The organism is Variovorax sp. P5_A3 (assembly GCF_056400665.1).
Map to the genome: position 1 here is coordinate 106,554 of NZ_JBFUKW010000023.1, position 19,241 is coordinate 125,794.

Annotated in this window: 15 protein-coding genes; 3 read left to right on the forward strand and 12 right to left on the reverse strand. The window is 67.1% G+C overall.

Features of this window, described 5'->3' with window-relative positions; genetic code table 11:
- Positions 1-126 precede the first annotated feature (126 nt).
- The 5 genes from ampD to AC1D3B_RS27735 are packed head-to-tail and all read right to left on the reverse strand — an operon-like array spanning position 127 to position 4,975.
- A complete protein-coding gene (gene ampD / locus AC1D3B_RS27715) occupies positions 127-717 on the reverse strand; it encodes a 1,6-anhydro-N-acetylmuramyl-L-alanine amidase AmpD (RefSeq protein WP_478193881.1) in 591 nt (196 codons plus the stop codon).
- On the reverse strand, positions 710-2,227 hold the full coding sequence (locus AC1D3B_RS27720) for a sigma-54-dependent transcriptional regulator (RefSeq protein ID WP_478193882.1): 1,518 nt from the start codon (positions 2,225-2,227) through the stop codon (positions 710-712). The genes ampD and AC1D3B_RS27720 overlap by 8 nt, the downstream gene beginning before the upstream one ends.
- Before the next feature lie 4 nt (positions 2,228-2,231).
- Positions 2,232-3,920, reverse strand: coding sequence for a two-component system sensor histidine kinase NtrB (locus tag AC1D3B_RS27725; RefSeq protein WP_478193883.1), 1,689 nt, complete (start codon positions 3,918-3,920; stop codon positions 2,232-2,234).
- Positions 3,921-3,932: 12 nt separating this feature from the next.
- The gene (locus AC1D3B_RS27730) at positions 3,933-4,169 is read right to left on the reverse strand and encodes a PP0621 family protein (protein WP_478193884.1); all 237 of its coding nucleotides are present in this window, start codon (positions 4,167-4,169) and stop codon (positions 3,933-3,935) included.
- Complete coding sequence (locus tag AC1D3B_RS27735; RefSeq protein ID WP_478193885.1) at positions 4,166-4,975, reverse strand: cytochrome C assembly family protein; 810 nt, start codon at positions 4,973-4,975, stop codon at positions 4,166-4,168. The genes AC1D3B_RS27730 and AC1D3B_RS27735 overlap by 4 nt, the downstream gene beginning before the upstream one ends.
- Before the next feature lie 158 nt (positions 4,976-5,133).
- On the opposite strand from AC1D3B_RS27735, the gene ffh reads away from it, so the two are divergent.
- A complete protein-coding gene (gene ffh / locus AC1D3B_RS27740; protein ID WP_478193886.1) occupies positions 5,134-6,501 on the forward strand; it encodes a signal recognition particle protein in 1,368 nt (455 codons plus the stop codon).
- A gap of 143 nt (positions 6,502-6,644) precedes the next feature.
- Here ffh and mdoH read toward each other — a convergent pair whose 3' ends face one another.
- The 7 genes from mdoH to AC1D3B_RS27775 form a co-directional block, all read right to left on the reverse strand.
- The gene (mdoH, locus tag AC1D3B_RS27745) at positions 6,645-8,654 is read right to left on the reverse strand and encodes a glucans biosynthesis glucosyltransferase MdoH (RefSeq protein WP_478193887.1); all 2,010 of its coding nucleotides are present in this window, start codon (positions 8,652-8,654) and stop codon (positions 6,645-6,647) included.
- A 7-nt stretch (positions 8,655-8,661) separates the two neighbouring features.
- A complete protein-coding gene (locus AC1D3B_RS27750; RefSeq protein WP_286601838.1) occupies positions 8,662-8,862 on the reverse strand; it encodes a hypothetical protein in 201 nt (66 codons plus the stop codon).
- Positions 8,863-9,059: 197 nt separating this feature from the next.
- Positions 9,060-10,424 carry a sigma 54-interacting transcriptional regulator gene (locus tag AC1D3B_RS27755; protein WP_478193934.1) on the reverse strand — a complete coding sequence of 455 codons (1,365 nt, stop codon included), beginning with the start codon at positions 10,422-10,424 and terminating at the stop codon, positions 9,060-9,062.
- 71 nt (positions 10,425-10,495) lie between these two features.
- Positions 10,496-11,113 (reverse strand): hypothetical protein, encoded by a 618-nt coding sequence (locus AC1D3B_RS27760; protein ID WP_478193888.1) that lies wholly within the window; start codon positions 11,111-11,113, stop codon positions 10,496-10,498.
- Positions 11,114-11,179: 66 nt separating this feature from the next.
- On the reverse strand, positions 11,180-12,607 hold the full coding sequence (locus tag AC1D3B_RS27765; RefSeq protein WP_478193889.1) for a sensor histidine kinase: 1,428 nt from the start codon (positions 12,605-12,607) through the stop codon (positions 11,180-11,182).
- On the reverse strand, positions 12,607-13,977 hold the full coding sequence (gene miaB / locus AC1D3B_RS27770) for a tRNA (N6-isopentenyl adenosine(37)-C2)-methylthiotransferase MiaB (RefSeq protein ID WP_478193890.1): 1,371 nt from the start codon (positions 13,975-13,977) through the stop codon (positions 12,607-12,609). The genes AC1D3B_RS27765 and miaB overlap by 1 nt, the downstream gene beginning before the upstream one ends.
- Before the next feature lie 147 nt (positions 13,978-14,124).
- Positions 14,125-14,619, reverse strand: coding sequence for a hypothetical protein (locus AC1D3B_RS27775; RefSeq protein ID WP_478193891.1), 495 nt, complete (start codon positions 14,617-14,619; stop codon positions 14,125-14,127).
- 209 nt (positions 14,620-14,828) lie between these two features.
- Between AC1D3B_RS27775 and AC1D3B_RS27780 the strand changes: the two genes are divergently transcribed.
- Both AC1D3B_RS27780 and AC1D3B_RS27785 read left to right on the forward strand, forming a co-directional pair.
- Positions 14,829-16,070 carry an efflux RND transporter periplasmic adaptor subunit gene (locus AC1D3B_RS27780; protein ID WP_478193892.1) on the forward strand — a complete coding sequence of 414 codons (1,242 nt, stop codon included), beginning with the start codon at positions 14,829-14,831 and terminating at the stop codon, positions 16,068-16,070.
- On the forward strand, positions 16,067-19,216 hold the full coding sequence (locus AC1D3B_RS27785) for an efflux RND transporter permease subunit (RefSeq protein WP_478193893.1): 3,150 nt from the start codon (positions 16,067-16,069) through the stop codon (positions 19,214-19,216). Before AC1D3B_RS27780 ends, AC1D3B_RS27785 begins: the two co-directional genes overlap by 4 nt.
- The last annotated feature ends 25 nt before the right edge of the window (positions 19,217-19,241 follow it).

Sequence of the window (19,241 nt, forward strand, 5' to 3'; positions counted from 1 at the left end):
ATCCATGGGCGTTTCCGCAGGATTTGGGCTTGGAAAGCGCATGGTTGCTGCCCTTGGCGCGTGGCGGGCGACATCGGCGCCGTCGCGTCGGTGGCGCATCGCCGGACGCTTCGCGATTGAAAAATTTCAGCGCGTTACGACACTGGCGGGAAACATCGCGCGGTCCCAGCCCAATTCTTCCTGCAGCAGGCCCCAGTCGAAGCCCGCACCCGGGTCTTCCTTGCGACCCGGCGCGACGTGTTCGTGGCCGGCGATGAACGCGATGTCGTAATGCTGCGCGATGGCGGGGCACAGGCTCGCAAGGGCTTCGTACTGGGCGCTTTCGAAAGAGTCGCCTTCGAGCCCTTCGAGTTCGATGCCGACGGAGTCATCGTTGCAGTTCGCGCGGCCGCGCCATGAAGACGCACCGGCATGCCAGGCACGGTCGTCGCAGCTCACGAACTGCCAGAGTTCGCCGTTGCGCCTTATATAGAAGTGGGCCGAGACTTCCAGTCCGCGGATGGTGCCGAAGTAGGGATGCGCATCCCAGTCGAGGCGGTTCGTGAAGAGCTGCTGCACTTCGTCGCCGCCGTAGCCGCCGGGCGGCAGGCTGATCGAATGCAGCACGATGAGATCGATCTGCGCGCCGGTCGGCCGTGGCCCGAAGTTGGGAGAGTGCAGGTGTCGGGCGAAGCGGTACCAGCCGGCTTGCCAGAGCCCCGCGTGGGCCTCACTCATCGGCGCCGAGTCCATTGCCGTCGTCGCCGTTCGGTGTGGCGATGCCGAGGCGGGCGATCCGGTAGCGGATCTGCCGCAGGCTCAGGCCGAGTCTCGCCGCGGCGGCCGTGCGGTTGAAGCCGCTCTCCTGAAGGGCGCGCACGAGGATCCGTCGTTCCTGCTGATCGAGATAGCCTTGAAGGTCGTTCGGCATCGCCGATGTCTGGCGTGAGGCGAACGCGGGCGCGGATTCGGGCTGGGGCTCGCGGGCAAGGACGGGTTCCGGCGCAGCCGCTTCCGTGGGCATCACCGAGCTGTCGACGAAGTCGAGATGCAGCATGTCGCCGTCGCTCAAGGCAACGGCGCGATGCAGGAGGTTTTCCAGTTCGCGGACGTTGCCGCGCAGCGGGTGCTCGGACAGGAGCTGCAGCACATCGGCCGACAGCTTGGGAACAGGCATGCCGGCGTCGCGTGCAATGCGCTCGAGCAGCGCGCTGCACAGCGCCGGCAGATCGCCACGACGTTCGCGCAATGCAGGCACCGCGATCTCGATCACATTGAGGCGGTAGAAGAGATCCTGCCGGAACCGGCTGGCCTGCACCTCCGCATGCAGGTCCTTGTGCGTGGCGCTCACGATGCGGACATCGACCGCATCCTCCTGCGTCGAACCGATGGGACGCACGCTGCGTTCCTGGATGGCGCGCAGCAGCTTGGACTGCATCGCCAGCGGCAGGTCGCCGATCTCGTCGAGGAACAAGGTGCCGCCGCGTGCCGCCTGGAAGTAGCCGTCGCGGTCCTGCGACGAGCCCGTGTAGGAGCCCTTGCGTGCCCCGAAGAACTCGGCTTCGAGGAGGTTCTCGGGGATGGCGCCGCAGTTGACCGCGACGAAGGGGCCGTCGCTGCGCTGGCTGCACGCATGCACGGCGCGCGCCACCAGTTCCTTGCCGGTGCCGGATTCGCCGCGCACCAGGACAGGCGCCATGCCGCGCGCCACCTTGGCGATGCGGGCCTTGACGAGGCGCATCGGTTCGGATTCGCCCACCAGCCGCTCGAGCGCGGCGACACCGCTGCTTCCGATCGCGGGTGCTGCCTTGCCGCCATCGTCGGTCGTGCGGACCGACTTGGCCGTGGCTGTCTGGACCGTGGCCTGGACGGCCGACGCCACGACCGCGCGAAACTGCTTCAGGTCGACCGGCTTGGTGAGGTAGTCGAATGCGCCGGCCTTGAGCGCCTCGACGGCGTTTTCCGCGGAGCCGTAGGCCGTCATCACGACACAGCGTTCGCCGCGCTGGTCCTGCTGGATGCGCTGGAGGATCTCCATGCCGAGCCCGTCGGGCAGGCGCATGTCGGTGATCACGGCATCGAAGCGGCCGGCCTCCAGGTGCTGCCAGGCCTCGGACACACTGCCCGCGGCCTCGACGCGATAGCCTTCGCGAAGCAGCGTGAGTTCATAGAGCGTGCGCAGGTCGGGCTCGTCGTCGACGACCAGGATCTGGGCGGGGCGCGTCGTTGGCGGGTTGAGGGTGCTCACGGCGCTATTGTGTCAGTCGGCTTTCGGCCGCGGCAAATGCCACGTAAAACTCGTTGCCCTCCGGCCCCGCCGGCGAGAGCGCGCGTCGTTCGTAGCCGATCGTCGCGCCATGGCGCTCGCACAACTCGCGGCACAGGAAAAGGCCCAGGCCGCTCGAGCGGCTTTCGGAAGAGAAGAAGGGTTCGAACAGATGGCGCTGCACCGCGGGCTCGAGCGGCGCACCGTCGCTCCAGATCTGGAGGCAGGGACGGCCGGCCGCGTTCATGCGCGTGCTCACCTGGATCGAACCGTCGCGGTCCCCGGCATAGCGGGCTGCGTTGTCGAGCAGGTTCACGAGGATGCGGCGCAGGTGCTCGACGTCGAAGCGCACATCGTTGCCCGTCGCGTCGAGCGCAAGCAGCACGCCCTGCCGCTGCGCGTGTCGCACCCATTCCTCCGCGAGCGATCGCACCGTGGGATCGAGCGCGACCTGTTCGCCGAGCGGCAGCACGCGCTGTTGCCGGGCCCGCGCGACGTCGAGCACGTCGTCGACGATGCGCGACAGCCGCAGTGCGTTTTGCTGGACCATCGTCGTCAGCTGACGGTGCGCAGGATCGACGAGGTCTTCACCGAGCAGCGCGCTGGCCTGCGTGATGGCGGCGAGCGGGTTGCGGATCTCGTGCGCGACCGCCGCCGACATGCGCCCCATGGCCGCCAGCTTCTCGGTGCGGATGCGGGCCTCGAGTTCGCGCAGGTCCTGGAGGAACATCACACACAGGCTTTCCGTATGGCGGTCCCTCGATTGCGTGAGGCGCGTGCGGACCCGGACTTCGCGTGGCGCGCCCTGGGCCTGCGCGACCGGGATTTCCCGGGATTGGGGCGTGCGTCGCGCGAAGGTCTGTCGCGCGAGGGCCGCCAGCGGAACCCACGCCGGATGCGCGCTCAGCGCGAACGGCAGCGAAAGCTCCCCGAGGCCCTGGCCGAGGATCGCGTCGGCGGCAGGGTTGGCAGCATGCACCTGGCCTTCGGCGTCGATCACCAGAACGCCTTCGCTCAGCGTCTCGATCACGAGGTCGTTCACCAGCTGATGCATCTCCGCGGCGCTGCGGTTGCGTTGCGCCATCGCCTCTTCGCGCGTCAGTCGGCGCGCCAGTTCGTGTGCGAGCAGCGCGACCACGAAGAGGCCCGTGCCGGTCAGCGCCGCCTGGACGAAGCGGGGTGAAGTGTCCGTGGGCTGCTCGATCCAGTACCAGGTCGCGTGCGCCAGCAGCAGCAAGGTGGCAGCCGCCGTCGTGCCGAGGCCCACGGCACTCGTCCCCAGCACCGCGGCCATCAACGCAGGCAGTGCGAACAGCGGCGTGTAGTTGATGCTGCCGACTTGCAACACCTGCAGCGCCGTAAAGGTGACGAGATCGACACCGATGGTCGACAGCCATGCCGCGCCGATGCCGCGTATGGGCTGGAACGGCGCAAAGCGCGCAGCCAGCAAGGCTGCGACCACATAGCCCGCGGACAGCGCGATCGCCGCCGTCTGCGTCGGCTGCCCCAGCGCCATCGTGACGGCCTGCAGCAGCAGGAGCACCGCCGCGACGAAGCACCGCGCCGCCATGAAGCCGCGCCACAGCCTGAGCAAGGCCGTGCTGTCGCCGCTGAAATGTTCCAGCGAACTCCAGTCCGTGGCGGGATCGCCCCGCGACCAGAGTGAAGCGGTCATGGTCGTTTCATCTCAGTGCTGGTCGGCCTGGCGGTGCGCGGCGCTGCAGTACACGCCGGAGGGGCCGGTGATGGCGTCGGCCGCTGGCAGGTGAAGGCCACAGTACGCGCAGCGGACCATGGCTTGCGGCGCGCCGACGGCCGGCGGCTTGGCGGCCGGCGGCGGGCGCGACTGCATTTCCTCGCGCCGGTTCTTGCGCCAGATCCAGATCGCCACGAAGACCACGGCAAGGACGAGAAGGTATTTCATGCGGGTGTGCGCGACAGGACGACTTCCAGCACGAAGCGCGATCCCACGTACGCCAGCAACAGCAGCACGGAACCTGCATAGAGCACGCGCCGCGCCGTACGCCCGCGCCAGCCGAAGCGCGCGCGGCCGGTGAGCAGGACAGCGAAGGTGATCCAGGCCAGCACGGAGAACACGGTCTTGTGATCCCACTTCCATCCGCGCACGGCCGTGCCGTAGAGGGTTTCGCTGAACAGCAGTCCGGCCAGCAGCGTGGCAGACAGCAGCACGAAGCCTGCGGCCACGAAGCGGAAGGTCAGCCGTTCCATCGTGAGCAGCGGCACGCCGCCCTGCGGCTCGGCAGCGAGGCGGATCTGCTTCTCGGCGCGGGTCATGAGCCAGGCATGGATCACCGCCGCGCCGAAGAGGCCGTAGGAAGCAATGCCCAGCGCCAGATGCAACGGCAGCCACGGCGATGCCGAGACGTGCAGCGGCGTTCCCGGAAACACCACGGCGAGCAACACCGCACCCGCCCCGAGCGCTGCGAGTGCGCGGCGCACCTGCAGTTGGGGATACATCCGGCTCTCGATGGCATAGACCGTGAGCACCAGCCAGGCGGTGACCGAAATCGCAGGTGCGAAGCCGAAGCGCGGGGTGCCGCCGACCAGCCCGCAGCCCAGCGCGAACGCATGCAGCAGCCAGGCCAGCGCCAACAACGACTGCGTGGACGAGCGGCTGAGCCGGGAGGATGCTGCCGCTGTAGTGCCATAGGCAGCGGCGGTGGCGATGCCCAGTGCCACGCCGAGCGGGGAAGGGATCGCTAAAATCATCGGCCGGAGTGTACTGGCTCGCCCCCAGGCTTCGCGCACTTCGTGTCGCTTCGCCTACCCCCTGACCGGGGGCAACACCAGCGGCCCGGCGGAGCCGGTTCCGCGGCGTTTCGCGCATTTCTTTCGTCCGTGCTCGCGGACATCAAAGGTATTCCTTCATGGCCACCGCCCTCACTGAAAAGTTCTCCCGCCTCGTCAAGACGATGAGCGGCCAGGCCCGCATCACCGAAAGCAATGTGCAGGACATGCTGCGCGAGGTGCGCATGGCGCTGCTCGAAGCGGATGTGGCGCTGCCGGTCGTCCGCGATTTCGTCGCGCGGGTCAAGGAAAAGGCGCTGGGGCAGGAAGTGCTGGGCTCGTTGAAGCCCGGTCAGGCCCTGGTCGGCATCGTGAACCGCGAACTCGCCGCGACCATGGGCGAGGGCGTGGCCGACATCAACCTCGCCGCCCAGCCGCCGGCGGTGATCCTGATGGCGGGCCTCCAGGGTGCCGGCAAGACCACCACGACCGCGAAGCTGGCCAAGCACCTGATCGAAAAGCGCAAGAAGAAGGTGCTGACCGTGTCGGGCGACGTCTATCGGCCCGCCGCGATCGAGCAGCTCAAGACGGTCACGAAGCAGGCCGGTGCCGAATGGTTCCCGAGCACGCCGGACCAGAAGCCGCTCGACATCGCGAGGGCTGCGCTCGATCACGCCAAGCGCCACTTCTTCGACGTGCTGCTGGTCGACACGGCCGGCCGTCTCGCGATCGACGAAGTGCTCATGACCGAGATCCAGCAACTGCACGCTGCGCTCAATCCGGTCGAGACCCTTTTCGTGGTCGATGCCATGCAGGGGCAGGATGCAATCAACACCGCCAAGGCCTTCAAGGAAGCCTTGCCGCTGACCGGGATCATCCTGACCAAGACCGACGGCGATTCTCGCGGCGGCGCGGCGTTGTCGGTGCGGCAGGTCACGGGCGTGCCGATCAAGTTCGCCGGTGTCAGCGAGAAAATCGACGGCCTCGAAGTGTTCGACGCCGAACGGCATGCCGGGCGCATCCTGGGCATGGGCGACATCGTCGCACTGGTCGAGCAGGTCACGGCCGGCGTCGACGTCGCGGCGGCGCAGAAGCTGGCGGCCAAGGTCAAGAGCGGCGCAGGCTTCGACCTCAACGACTTTCTCGGCCAGTTGCAGCAGATGAAGCAGATGGGCGGACTCTCCAGCATCATGGACAAGCTGCCCGCCCAGATGGCGGCGAAGGCCACCGAAGCCGACATGACCCGTGCCGAGCGCGACATCCGCCGCAAGGAAGGGATCATCAACAGCATGACGCCGCTGGAGCGCCGCAAGCCCGAACTGCTCAAGGCGACGCGCAAGCGCCGCATTGCCGCCGGCGCTGGCGTGCAGGTTCAGGAAGTGAACCGGCTGCTCAACGAGTTCGAGCAGATGCAGGGCATGATGAAGAAGATGAAGGGCGGCGGCCTCATGAAGATGATGAAGCGCATGGGCGGCATGAAAGGCATGCCGGGTATGCCGAAGTTTTAGCTCGCCCCCAGGCTCGCGCACTTCGTGTCGCTCTCCACCCCCTGCCGGGGGCAATACCGGCGGACCGGCGGAGCCGGTTCCGCGGTATTCCTGGAAAAGAAAAAAGCCCGCTGATGCGGGCTTTTTGTTGGGCGCCGAGCGACTCAGGCCGCCGCGGGGCGGGCCAGGCGCACCGCGTGCATCCAGGCGCGGCGCAATACGGCAGGCGAACGCGATTCCTCCGGGATCAGCAGGAAGCCCTTGTCGCGCAGCGAGTTGCCAAGGGCGATCTGGCTGGTCAGCACCGTCAGCGGGATTGCGAGCAGCAGCGGCAGACCGACAGGCATCAGCCAGGCCAGTGCGCTTGCATCGATCAGCGCGATGCCCACGGCCAGCGCTGCGATCACCAGGGTCATCGGCGCCAGTTGAGCGACGGCGATCCGCCACGGCACGGCAGCGGCTTCTCGCGGAGGCGACTTCCAGTCGAGCTTGATGCCGGTCAGCGCGACGACCACGAACAGCGAGTGCGCGAGCATGCGAACGGGCGCCTGCACGATGGCGAGGGAGCTTTCGAGCGCGGCGCTCTTGAGCAAGCCGCCCAAGCCACCGAACTGGCGTTGTTCACCGCGAATCACCACGGCCACGATGCCCAGCACGCGCGGCAGGAACAGCAGGCACAGCGTCCACAGCCACAGGCCGGCCAGTTCCATCGGCATGGCGAGCCAATGCTCGACGACGCTCGAACCCGTGAGCCAGAGGGCGGTGCCCAGCGTGAGGAACGCCAGCCACAGCGGCGCGGACACATAGGCCATCGTGCCAGTGACGAACATGGCGCGGTGCACCGAGTGCAGGCCTGGCTCTGCCATCAGGCGAGCGTTCTGCAGGTTGCCCTGGCACCAGCGGCGATCGCGCTGCAACTCGGCCAGCAGGTCCGGCGGTTGCTGCTCGTAGCTACCGACCAGATCGGCCACCAGCCACACGTGGTAGCCGGCGCGGCGCATCAGCGCAGCCTCGACGAAGTCGTGCGACATGATGCCGCCGGACATGCCGCCCTTGCCCTTGATCGGGGCCAGCGCGCAATGGTCCATGAAAGGCGCAACGCGGATGATCGCGTTGTGGCCCCAGTAGTGCGATTCGCCGAGCTGCCAGAACTGCATGCCGAGCGTGAACAGGCGGCCCGTCATGCGCGAGGCAAACTGCTGTGCGCGGGCATGCAGCGTCACGTGGCCGATGGCCTGTGTCGCGGTCTGGATGATGCCGGCGGTGGGGTTGGCTTCCATCAGCTTGACCATCGAGGTCAGGCAATCGCCGCTCATGACGCTGTCGGCGTCGAGCACGACCATGTAGCGGTAGTCCTTGCCCCAGCGGCGGCAGAAGTCGGCGACGTTGCCGGCCTTGCGGTGCGTGCGACGGGTGCGCAGGCGGTAGTACACCTCGACCTGCGGCTTGTTCGGGCTGTCGGCCAGTGCGGCGCGCAGGTCTTCCCAGGCGGCGCGCTCGGCGGCGGCGATCTCGGGCGTGTAGCTGTCGGACAGCACAAAGACGTCGAACTGTTGCGCATGCCCGGTCGCTGCGACCGATTCGCAGGTCGCGCGCAGGCCCGCGAACACGGTGGCGACGTCCTCGTTGCAGATCGGCATGATGATCGCCGTGCGTGCCTCGGGGTTCATCGGGTGGTTGGCCACCTGCTTGGCGGACAGCGCGTGCTTGTCCCCGCGCACCGAGACGTAGAAGCCCATGAGCGCGGTCACGAACCCGGTCACGACCCAGCCCGACAGCAAGCCATACAGGGCGATCTGGCTGTATTCGAGCCAGAGGTTGTCGTAGTCGGGCTGCACACGCGCGAACAGCGTGGAGGCGATCACGGTGCTGACCAGCGCGAGCGCCACGAAGGCGAGCCGGCGCTGCGTGGCCGCGCGCTGCCATGGCTGCTGCGCGGGGGCCTTTGCCGAACCGGCGCGCGAGGCCTTCGCGGTGCCGCCGGCACCGAGCTTGACCAGCAGCGCGGTGCCGATGCTGTTCCAGAACCCGCGCCAGGGGCGGGGCGCCATCGAACCGCGGTTGATGGGGGGAGCGGTCACCGAGTTCGGATGGCGCTCTTCGCGGAGGTAGCTGCGGCGCGAAAAGTCGCTTTCCGACAGAACCTTCAGTTGGGAGAATTCATTGGGCTTCATGGCGCTTTTACCGTTGCTTCTGGACGGAAGGCGTGTCGCCGATTGCCGGAAAGCGCTTGAACACGCAATCCGGCGCGATGCCGCTGGAAGCTTCGAGTGCAGCCAGCGATTGACCCGCGGCGCGGGGCCGCGAGAGGGAAAACTGCTTTTGACGCAGGCCGTCGCGTTGCGGACGCATCGCGAAAGAGGGGCTGGTAAGTGCTGTCATGCCTCTACTAGGGCAATCCCTGTGCCAGCGCCAAAAAACCCTTTCAAATCAATCGCTTGGGCTGATTTTTCCGGGCTCGGCCGGGGCTTGGAGGCCTGAATGGCTCCAAAAGCCCCGAATCTGTCGCCGAATCCCGACAAGCCGTCGAGCCTGACTGACAAAAGTCAATCAAATCAACGATTTAGGGGTGTCGCTGGTCAGCGACCGCCTTCGGGTCCCGGTGACGGCACGTCCGCCTTGAAGTGGCCGGGCGTCAATTCGTGCTTCTGCAGCAGCCGGTAGAACTCGGTCCGGTTGCGGTCGGCGAGGCGCGCCGCGTCGGCCACGTTGCCGTCGGTCAGCTTGAGCAGGCCGACCAGGTAATCGCGCTCGAAACGCTGCTTGGCCTCGGCGTAGGTCTGCACCTCGACGCTCGGCACACGCAGCGCGCGCTGCACGAGCGCCAGGGGAATCAGGGGCGAGCTGGAGAGGGCGCACACTTGTTCGACCACGTTGAAAAGCTGCCGCACATTGCCCGGCCATGACGCAGTCGTCAGCGCCTTCAGTGCCTCGGGCGCAAAGCCGGACAGCCGCTTGCCGTACTTGGTCGACAGCCGCTGGAGGAAGTGATTGGCGAGCAGCGGAATGTCCTCGCGCCGCGCCGAAAGCGGCGGAAGGCTCAGTGTCACGACGTTGAGACGGTAGTACAGGTCCTCGCGAAACTGGCCGGCTTCCATCGCGGCGTCCAGGTCGCGATGGGTGGCGGAGATGATCCGCACATCGACCGCGATGGACTGGCTGGCGCCGAGCGGCCGCACCGCGCGCTCCTGCAGCACCCGCAGCAGCTTGACCTGCAGCGCCGGCGGCATGTCCCCGATCTCGTCGAGCAGCAGCGTCCCGCCATCGGCCTGCTGGAACAGGCCCTTGTGGTTGGCGACGGCGTCGGTGAACGCGCCCTTCATGTGGCCGAACAGCTCGGATTCCAGCAAGGCCTCCGGGATGGCGCCGCAATTGACCGCTACGAAGGGTTTGTCGGCCCGCGGACTGGCGCGGTGGATCGCGCGGGCGAGCAGTTCTTTGCCGGCGCCGCTGTCTCCCCGCAGCAGCACGCTGGCGTCCGACTTGGCGACCATGCGCGCTTCGGCCAGCAGTTCGGACATCCGATTGCTGCGGCTGACGATCTCCGCGCGCCAGCTTTCGTCGCCGCCCTTGCCGGGCGTCGCCGCAGGTGCGCCGAGCGCGAGCGCCTGCGCGATCTTGTCGAGCAGCTCGCGGCCGTCGTAGGGCTTGGTCAGGTAGGTAAAGACACCACGTGCCGTGGCTTCGACCGCGTCGGGGATCGTGCCGTGCGCGGTCAGCAGGATCACCGGCAGGGTCGGGTGCCGCTTGCGGATCTCGTCGAACAGCGCGAGCCCGTCGCGTCCCGGCAGCCGGACATCGCTCAGCACGAGCTGCGGGTGTTCGATCTCGAGTTGCGTCAGCGCCGATTCTGCGGAGGTCACGGCAGTGACCTGGTAGCCGACCGATGTGAGTCGCATCGACAGGAGCCGCAGCATGTCCGGGTCGTCGTCCACGACCAGCAGCCGCGCGCCGCGTGCTTCACCGCCCGGTGCCGAGGCGGGGTCCTTGGCGGGGGAAGGCGATGCGGGCGTGTTCACTGGGCGGGCTTCGTGTTGTTCGCCGGGGCCGGTGCCGCGGACGGGGTCGGGCGCGTAAAGCTGCGCTCGATGGCGCGCAACGCCTCGATCCGGTCGTTGAGCTGGTCGATGCGGCGTTGGCTGTCGCGCACCTGCTGCGCCTGCTTGTCGCGATCGTCTTCGACGCGCCGCTGTTCCGCGTAGCGCGCCGCGAGCACCCGTGCGAGGGGCTGCAGGGGCAGCGCATCGGCGGATGGGTTGGTGATCACCCGCTGGAGCAGTCCTTGCGCCTTTGCGAGGTCGGCCGGCACGCGCGTCTGGGCGAGCACGATGGCCGTCTGCATCTGCGTGGTGGGCGTCTCGATGAGGTCACCCAGGCGTGCCAGTTCGTTCGCGAGTTCAGGTGGGCCGAGTTGCCGCACCTTGTCGGCGTACGCAATCATGGCGCCGACCGGGCCTGGGGCCTGTTGCGTGAAGAGGCCGCCGGGCAGCGTGGCGGGCGCGATCGGCTCAGCCTCCACCGGCGTGATGGGCGGCGGCGCAGGCGCCGGGACGACGGCCACAGCGACGGCTTCAGCCGGCGGCTTGCGTGGCGATGCGCAGCCGGCAAGCAGCAGCGGCATGACGATCGTCACGGCGAGAACGGATCTGCGAAAGATCGGAAAGCACATGGGTCGGAAAGGCGCGTGGGGCGGTGGACGTCAGGCGGAGCGCGGCAACTCGACGCGGAATCGCGCACCCGGCCCAACGGGCAGCAGCGTGATGCGGCCGCCATGGGCTGCAATGTACTCCTGCACGATCGAGAGGCCGATGCCGGTTCCCTTGACCGCATGCTGCGGTTGCCGTTCGCCGCGGAAGAAGGGTTCGAAGATGCGATCGCGGTCGCCATCGGCGATGCCAGGGCCGGCGTCGTTGATGTCGATGTAGACGGTGTCGGCCGTGCTCGAAACCGCCATGGTGATGGTGCCGCCGCGCGCCGAATACCGGATCGCGTTCGACAACAGGTTGGCGAGCGCGGTGCCCAGCTTGACCGGGTCGACCACGACGGAGATCGGCTCGCCTTCGGCGCGGACGGTCAGCCCGTTGGCCTGCCATTGGAGGCGCTGCGCCTCGATCTGGTCCTCGATCAGCGGAATCAGCGGCGTGCGTTGGCGGTGCAGCTGTCGCGCCTCGAAGGCCGCGGCGTTGAAGCGCAGCAAGGCCTCGATCTGGCCCTGCAGCGAGATCGTGTTCTGCTGCAGGATCTGCGCGACTTCGCGCTGCGCGGGATTCAGCGCACCGGTCACGCCGTCTTCCAGCAGGGAGACACCTTCACGGAGGGCGGCGAGCGGCGTCTTGAGTTCATGCGAAACGTGTCGCAGGAAACGTGCCTTGTCGGCGTCCAGTTCGGTGAGCCGCAGCCGCAGCCATTCGAGCTGCTGGGAGACGCGGCGCACGTCGGAGGGACCGTGGATGTCGATCGGTTCGTCGAGCCGGTTTTCGCCCAGCCCGACGATGGCGCGCTGCAACCGCTTGAAAGGTCGCGCCAGCCACACCCCGAAAGCGAGCGCCAGTGACACGGCCAGTGCGCTGGCGGCCACCACCAGGCGCATCAATCGCGTGCGGGCGGTCTCGATGCGTTCCGCGAGTGCCTTGTTCTGCGTCTCGATCAGGAACTGCGCCTGTTGCGCGATGTCAGTGTTCACCGCATCGAGATCGCGAAACTGCATCGCCATGGAGCTTTCGCGCGCCAGCGCCGTTTCAGGGGCGCCGCTCATCAGCCCCTGGATCACGTCGAGCTGTGCGCGCCACTTGTCCGGGCCGACTGCCGAAAGACCATTCGTGGCCAGGCGTTCAAGCACCTGGCGGGCATCGCGGGCGGCGTCGTCGAAGCGGCGGCGCAGCACGGCGTCGTTCAGCACCAGCGACTGGCGGGCGGCGCGCTCCATCGCCGCGCTGCGTTCCGCCAGCGACTGCGCCGCACCCGACAGAGTAAGCGCACGCGCCGCCGCGTCGCGGCTTTCGGTCATCAGGAGGTCGTACTGGAAGACGGCGCGCAGTGCAACGCCCACCAGCAGCGCGGTGATCAGGAGGAACGCGAACAGCAGCAGTTGCTGGAAAGAACCGCGCGCGGCCTTCAGCTTCGCCATCAGGCAGCCGGCACCAGTGCACTTCGGTCGGCCGCCTGTGTCGACTCGGCAGTCACGACCTCGCCGCGCAAGGTGTAGGCCAACGAGCGCGTGATGCGCAGGTCGACCATCTGGCCCACGAGGCGCGCGTCGCCTTCGAAGTTGACGACGCGGTTGCACTCGGTGCGGCCCATCAGTTCGCTGGCGTCCTTGCGCGAGGCGCCCTCGACCAGCACGCGCTGCACCGTGCCGACGCGGCTTTCGCCGAAGCGCTTCACGTTGCCGTCGATCACGGCCTGCAACTGCTGCAGCCGTGCGAGCTTGACCGCATGCGGCGTGTCGTCGTGCAGCGCTGCGGCGGGCGTGCCGGGGCGGGGGCTGAAGATGAAGCTGAAGCTCGCATCGAATTCGAGGTCGTCGATGAGCTTCATCATCTTGCCGAAGTCCTCGTCGGTCTCGCCGGGGAAGCCGACGATGAAGTCGCTGCTGAGGGCGAGCCCGGGGCGAATCGCACGCAGCTTGCGCACCGTGCTCTTGTATTCCATCGCCGTGTAGCCGCGCTTCATCGCCATCAGGATGCGGTCGCTGCCATGCTGCACCGGGAGGTGGAGGTGGCTCGCGAGCTGCGGCACGCGTGCGTAGGCCTCGATCAGGCGCGGCGTGAATTCGTTCGGGTGGCTGGTCGTGTAGCGAATGCGCTCGATGCCGGGGATCTCCGCGATGTACTCGATGAGCAGCGCGAAGTCGGCGATCTCGGCGGTGTCACCCATGCGGCCGCGATAGGCATTGACGTTCTGCCCCAGCAAAGTGACTTCCCGCACGCCCTGGTCCGCCAGTCCGGCCACCTCGACCAGCACGTCGTCGAGCGGCCGGTTCACCTCCTCGCCGCGCGTGTAGGGAACGACGCAGTAGCTGCAGTATTTGGAGCAACCCTCCATGATCGAGACAAATGCGGTCACGCCCTCGACCCGGGCGGGCGGCAGGTGGTCGAACTTCTCGATCTCGGGAAAGCTGATGTCCACCTGCGGTCGGCCTTCGCGCTCGCGCTGGTTCAGCATTTCGGGCAGGCGGTGCAGGGTCTGGGGTCCGAAGACCACGTCGACATAGGGCGCTCGCGCGATGATGGCCGCGCCTTCCTGGCTCGCGACGCAGCCGCCCACGCCGATCTTCACGCCCTTGGCCTTGAGGTGCTTGACACGCCCGAGGTCGGAGAACACCTTCTCTTGCGCCTTCTCGCGCACGGAGCAGGTGTTGAAGAGGATCAGGTCGGCCTCGTCCACATTGGTAGTGGGCTCATAGCCTTCGGCGGCCCGGAGGACGTCGGCCATCTTGTCCGAGTCGTACTCGTTCATCTGGCAGCCGAAGGTCTTGATGAAAACTTTGGGGGTCATGGTGCTCTCCCGAAAAATTGGAACGGCGCTGAAATCGAGCTCAGGCGGCTCGCGAGACACCGCGGAACTGGCTCCGCCAGGCCGCAGGTGTCGCCCCCGGCAGGGGGTGGGCGGCTACACGAAGTGAGCAAGCCTGGGGGCGAGCGTCTACTGGCCGTATTTGGGCAGTTGGTCGAACGGCGTCTTGCCGTCGTCGCGTGGTCCGCTGTCGGCCACGAAAGGCCAGAAGTTCAGCAGCGGCTTTTCGGCAGATGCGCGCTTGGCCTTGGCTTCGTCCGGCGTGAGAATCCACACTTCGCGAACCAGGCCCGCAGCGTCGCGCGTGTAGTTCACGAGCAGGTTCTGACCGGTGATCGATGCGGGCATGACGAGCATGCGATTGGCGCTGAGGATGCGCGCGCCGGGTGACAGGCGTTCGGCCTGGCCGTCGAGCAGGATCTCCGGCGCATTCACCACCATGAACTTGCCGCGCAGCGTGCCGTTGGGAAAATTGCGACCACCGTTCGCGGCCTCGTTCTGGGTGGCCGACGGATCTTGCAACTGCGCGGCGGCGCTTGCCGAATAGAGAGCTGCAGCGGGCATCAATACTGCGCTCAGCGCTATTAAAATCAGAGCGTTCAGGGGGTTTTTGCAGCGGTTCATGGGGTACATCCAGAGGCTGTGGGAGCGGCGATTCTAGCGGCCGCATCTCGTCAAACGGAAGCCGCGGAACGTGCTGTCGTGCATGAACGCTTTACTTATCTTTACGGCGGCCATGGGCTCTTTTTTGCTTGCGCTGCTCCAATAGCTCCCGCCGGGAGAATAGTGCCACGCGTAGACCGGCGACCCTTTCGATCCAATATCAACGCCCCATGAAGAAGAATCTCGTTCTCACCCTGTCGGGTGTGCTGGTCGTGGCCGCGGCAGCGGGCACCTGGTGGTGGTCGGGCGCCAAGATCCGCGGAGCCGCCGAGGGCGGCACGGCAGTCAGCGCCAGCAAACCCGGCGCGGGGGCAGGCGCTCCGGCGCTGGTCACGCTCGCAGCCGCGAAAAAGCAGGATGTCCCGGTCATCGTGCAGGTCAACGGCAGTGTCGTTTCGCTCAACAGCGTCGACCTGCGGCCGCAGGTGACGAACACGGTGAGAGAGGTCCACGTGAAGGAGGGCCAGTTCGTCAAGGCCGGCCAGTTGCTCTTCACCCTCGACGACCGCCCCGACCAGGCCAATCTGGCCAAGGCCAAGGCGCAGCAGCAGCGCGACGAAGCCATGCTGGCCGACCTCGAACGGCAATACAAGCGCAGCCAGGATCTCGTGGCACAGAACTTCATCGCCAAGAGCGCCGCCGATGCCACCCTGTCGCAGCTCGAGGCGCAGCGTGCGGCGGTCGCCGCGGATCGCGCGGCGGTGCAGTCGGCGCAGGTGGCGCTGGGCTACGCCACTTTGCGTGCCCCCATCGCGGGGCGCATTGGCGCAGTCAATATCTATCCGGGCACGCTGGTCCAGCCGAGCCTGTCGCTGGTGACCATCACGCAACTCGATCCGATCGCCGTGAGCTTCCCGGTGCCTGAAGGAAAGCTGCAGGACCTGCTGGCGGCGGCGCGTTCGCACACGCCGGTCGAAGCGGTCGTGACCGGCCGCAAGGAGCCCTTGAAGGGTTCGCTGAGCTTCGTCGACAACACGGTCGATCCGCTGATCGGCACCGTGCGCGCCAAGGCGGTGTTCGACAACGGGGACCAGAGCCTCTGGCCCGGCCAGTTCGTAGAAACCCGCGTCACCGTTCGCACGATCCAGGACGCGACCGTCGTGCCGGCCTCCGCTCTGATGATGCTGGCGGACGGCGTTTCCGTCTACGTGGTCGACGCCGACAAGAAGGCGTCGCGGCGCAAGGTCGAAGCGCTCTACACCTTCGGCACGCAGGTCGCGGTGCGCGGCGTCGAGGCGGGCGAGCAGGTGGTCATCGAAGGCAAGCAGAATGTGCGACCGGGCGGCAAGGTGCGCCTCGATGCGCCGGTACCGACGCAAAGGCCTGGAGACTCGGCGGCGCCCGGCCCGGGCAGCGCCGCATCGGTTGCGCCCTCCAACGCCAGCCTCGTCGCCGAGCGGGAGCACACATGAACATCTCCGAGCTGTGCATCCGTCGTCCTGCGATGACGGTGCTGCTCTCCGCCGCGGTGGTGGTGATCGGCATCTTTGCCTATTTCCAGATTCCGGTCGCGGCCCTGCCCAGCTACAACACGCCAGTCATCAACGTCAACGCGCAATTGCCCGGCGCCAGTCCGGACACGATGGCGTCATCGGTCGCATTGCCGCTCGAAAAGCAGTTCTCCACCATCCCTGGCCTGCAGACCATCAGCTCGGTCAACACGCAGGGCGTGACCTCGGTCACCCTCGAATTCGTCAGCACGCGCGACATCGACGCGGCCGCGGTCGATGTGCAGGCGGCACTGTTGCGCGCGCAGCGGCAACTGCCGCAGGAGCTGACGCAGCTGCCTTCCTACCGCAAGGTGAATCCGGCCGACGCGCCGGTGCTGTTCATCGCGATGGTCTCGAATTCGATGACCCCGGCCGAGCTGAACGACTATGCAGAGAACCTGATCTCGCCGACCTTGTCGACCATCGACGGCGTGGCGCAGGTCGGCGTGTACGGGCAGAAGCGCTTTGCGGTGCGCGTCAAGGCCGATGCCAACCTGCTGAACGCACGCAACATCACCCTCGACGAACTCGCCAACGCCGTGCGCCTGGCCAATGCCAATACGCCGGTCGGCGTGCTCGACGGTCCGCGCCAGACGCTCACCATCCAGGCCAACGAGCAAATGCTCAAGGCGGCGGACTTTGCGAAGGTCATCGTCGGCCAACGTAACGGCGCACCGGTCCGCCTCGACGAGGTCGCGACCATCGAGGACAGCTTCGAGTCCGTCAAGACCGCCAGCAGCTTCAACGGCGAGAGCTCGATCTCGCTGGCCGTGCAGCGTCAGCCCAACGCCAACACGGTGCAGGTCGTCGATGCCGTGCGCGCGCTGATGCCGCGCTTCAAGGAAGAGCTGCCGCAGTCGGTCGAGATCAACCTGGTCAACGACCGCTCGTTGTCGATCCGCGAGGCCGTGCATGACGTGCAGCTCACGCTGCTCGGAACCATCCTGCTGGTGGTGCTGGTGATCTTCCTGTTCCTGCACCGGCTGGTGGCGACGCTGATCCCGGCGCTCACGATCCCGATCTCGCTGATCGGTGCGGTGGCGCTGCTCTACGCCTTCGGCTACAGCCTGGACAACGTGTCGCTGCTCGGCATCACGCTGGCCGTCGGCCTGGTGGTGGACGACGCGATCGTCGTGCTCGAGAACATCATGCGCTACGTCGAAAAGGGCATGGAGCCTTTCGCGGCAGCGTTGCGCGGCGCGCGCGAGGTGGGCTTCACCATCATCTCGATCTCGATCTCGCTGGTCGCGGTGTTCATCCCGATCTTCTTCATGCCTGGCGTCATCGGCCTGCTCTTCCACGAGTTCGCCGTGGTCGTGGGCCTGGCCGTGATGGTGTCGGCGATCGTATCGCTCACGCTGGTGCCGATGCTGGCGAGCCGGCTGCTCAAGCACACGCCACGCGAAGGCGGGACGGTCGACCACGAGGAAGAGCATCCCGAGCCAGGCACCGCCATTGGCCGGGCCTTCGAGCGCGGCTACCGCTGGGTGCACAGCAACTACATGCGCACGCTCGACTGGACCCTGGGTCACCGGCCGATCATGCTCGCGCTCGCCGCCTCGACCTTCGCGCTCACGGCCTGGATGTTCATCAGCATCCCCAAGGGCTTCTTCCCCGAAGAGGACATTGGCCAGATCCAGATCACGACCGAAGCGGCCGAAGACATCTCCTTCCCCGCCATGAAGGCCCTTCAGGATCGCGTGGCGGAGGCGCTGCAGGCCGACCCCAGCGTGGACTACGTCAATTCCTTCATCGGCGTCGGGGGCCCCACGGCTACGCAGAACTCGGGCCGGCTGTTCGCGGTGCTCAAGTCCCGCAAGGAGCGCCCGCCCATGCCGCAGGTGCTCGAATCGCTGCGCAAGCGCTTCCGCGAAATCCCGGGCATCGCCGTCTACATGCAGCCGGTGCAGAACCTGCGCCTCGGCGGCCGGCAGAGCAAGGCGCGCTTCCAGTACACGCTGCAGAGCGTGAATGCCGGCACCATGGGCGTCTGGGCCGACAAGCTGATGGAACGCATGCGCGCCGATCCGGTCTTCCGCGACGTCACCAGCGACTCGCAGAACCGCGGCCTCCAGGCCACGCTCGACATCGACCGCGACAAGGCCGGCGTGCTCGGCGTCGCGGTAGGCGACCTGCGCACCGCGCTCTACAACGCCTATGGCGACCGCCAGATCGGCAGCATCTACGGTGCGAGCAACACCTACCAGGTGATCCTCTCGGCTGCCGACAACGACCGCCAGTTCGAGGAAGACATGTCGCGCCTGTCCGTGCGCAACAAGGCCGGGCAACTGGTGCCGCTGTCGGCCTTCTCGACGGTCAAGCGCACGGTGGGTCCTACTTCGGTCAACCACCAGGGCCAGCTCCAGGCGGTGACCGTGTCGTTCAACCTCGCACCCGACGTGCCGCTGGGCAATGCCACCGCCAAGATCGACCAGTTCAAGGCCGAGCTGAAGATGCCGGCCTCGATCATCACCAGCTACGGTGGCGATGCGGCGGTGTTCCAGAGTTCGCAATCGAGCCAGGCGGTGCTGCTCATCCTGGCGGTGCTGGTGATCTACGTGCTGCTGGGCGTGCTCTACGAGAGCTACATCCACCCGCTGACCATCCTGGCGGGCCTGCCTTCGGCCGCGGTGGGCGCGCTGCTGTCGCTCAAGCTCTTCGGTTTCGACCTGACGCTGATCGCCACCATCGGCATCCTGTTGCTGATCGGCATCGTGAAGAAGAACGCGATCATGTTGATCGACTTCGCGCTCGAAGCGCAGCGCACCGAGGGCATGAAGCCGGTCGAAGCGATTCGCGAGGCCTGCCGGCTGCGCTTCCGTCCGATCCTGATGACCACCCTGGCCGCGATGATGGGCGCTCTGCCGCTCGCGCTGGGCCTGGGCGCCGGCGCCGAACTGCGGCAGCCGCTGGGTGTGGCGGTGGTCGGCGGGCTGATCTTCTCGCAGGTGATCACGCTCTACATCACGCCGGCGATCTACCTGGCGCTCGACCGCTACAGCGGCAGCGGACCGATGCAGGAATTGCCCGGCGAAAAGGTGCCGCACCCGGCTGGCGCGGCGACCTGACCGCCGCCCGTCGCGCGAGCGCGGC

Excerpts from the sequence above, each read along its gene's own strand:
- ampD (WP_478193881.1), bottom strand. The coding sequence starts at position 717 with ATGAGTGAGGCCCACGCGGGGCTCTGGCAAGCCGGCTGGTACCGCTTC.
- AC1D3B_RS27725 (WP_478193883.1), bottom strand. The coding sequence starts at position 3,920 with ATGACCGCTTCACTCTGGTCGCGGGGCGATCCCGCCACGGACTGGAGT.
- AC1D3B_RS27730 (WP_478193884.1), bottom strand. The coding sequence starts at position 4,169 with ATGAAATACCTTCTCGTCCTTGCCGTGGTCTTCGTGGCGATCTGGATC.
- AC1D3B_RS27735 (WP_478193885.1), bottom strand. The coding sequence starts at position 4,975 with ATGATTTTAGCGATCCCTTCCCCGCTCGGCGTGGCACTGGGCATCGCC.
- ffh (WP_478193886.1), top strand. The coding sequence starts at position 5,134 with ATGGCCACCGCCCTCACTGAAAAGTTCTCCCGCCTCGTCAAGACGATG.
- mdoH (WP_478193887.1), bottom strand. The coding sequence starts at position 8,654 with ATGAAGCCCAATGAATTCTCCCAACTGAAGGTTCTGTCGGAAAGCGAC.
- AC1D3B_RS27750 (WP_286601838.1), bottom strand. The coding sequence starts at position 8,862 with ATGACAGCACTTACCAGCCCCTCTTTCGCGATGCGTCCGCAACGCGAC.
- AC1D3B_RS27765 (WP_478193889.1), bottom strand. The coding sequence starts at position 12,607 with ATGGCGAAGCTGAAGGCCGCGCGCGGTTCTTTCCAGCAACTGCTGCTG.
- miaB (WP_478193890.1), bottom strand. The coding sequence starts at position 13,977 with ATGACCCCCAAAGTTTTCATCAAGACCTTCGGCTGCCAGATGAACGAG.
- AC1D3B_RS27775 (WP_478193891.1), bottom strand. The coding sequence starts at position 14,619 with ATGAACCGCTGCAAAAACCCCCTGAACGCTCTGATTTTAATAGCGCTG.
- AC1D3B_RS27780 (WP_478193892.1), top strand. The coding sequence starts at position 14,829 with ATGAAGAAGAATCTCGTTCTCACCCTGTCGGGTGTGCTGGTCGTGGCC.
- AC1D3B_RS27785 (WP_478193893.1), top strand. The coding sequence starts at position 16,067 with ATGAACATCTCCGAGCTGTGCATCCGTCGTCCTGCGATGACGGTGCTG.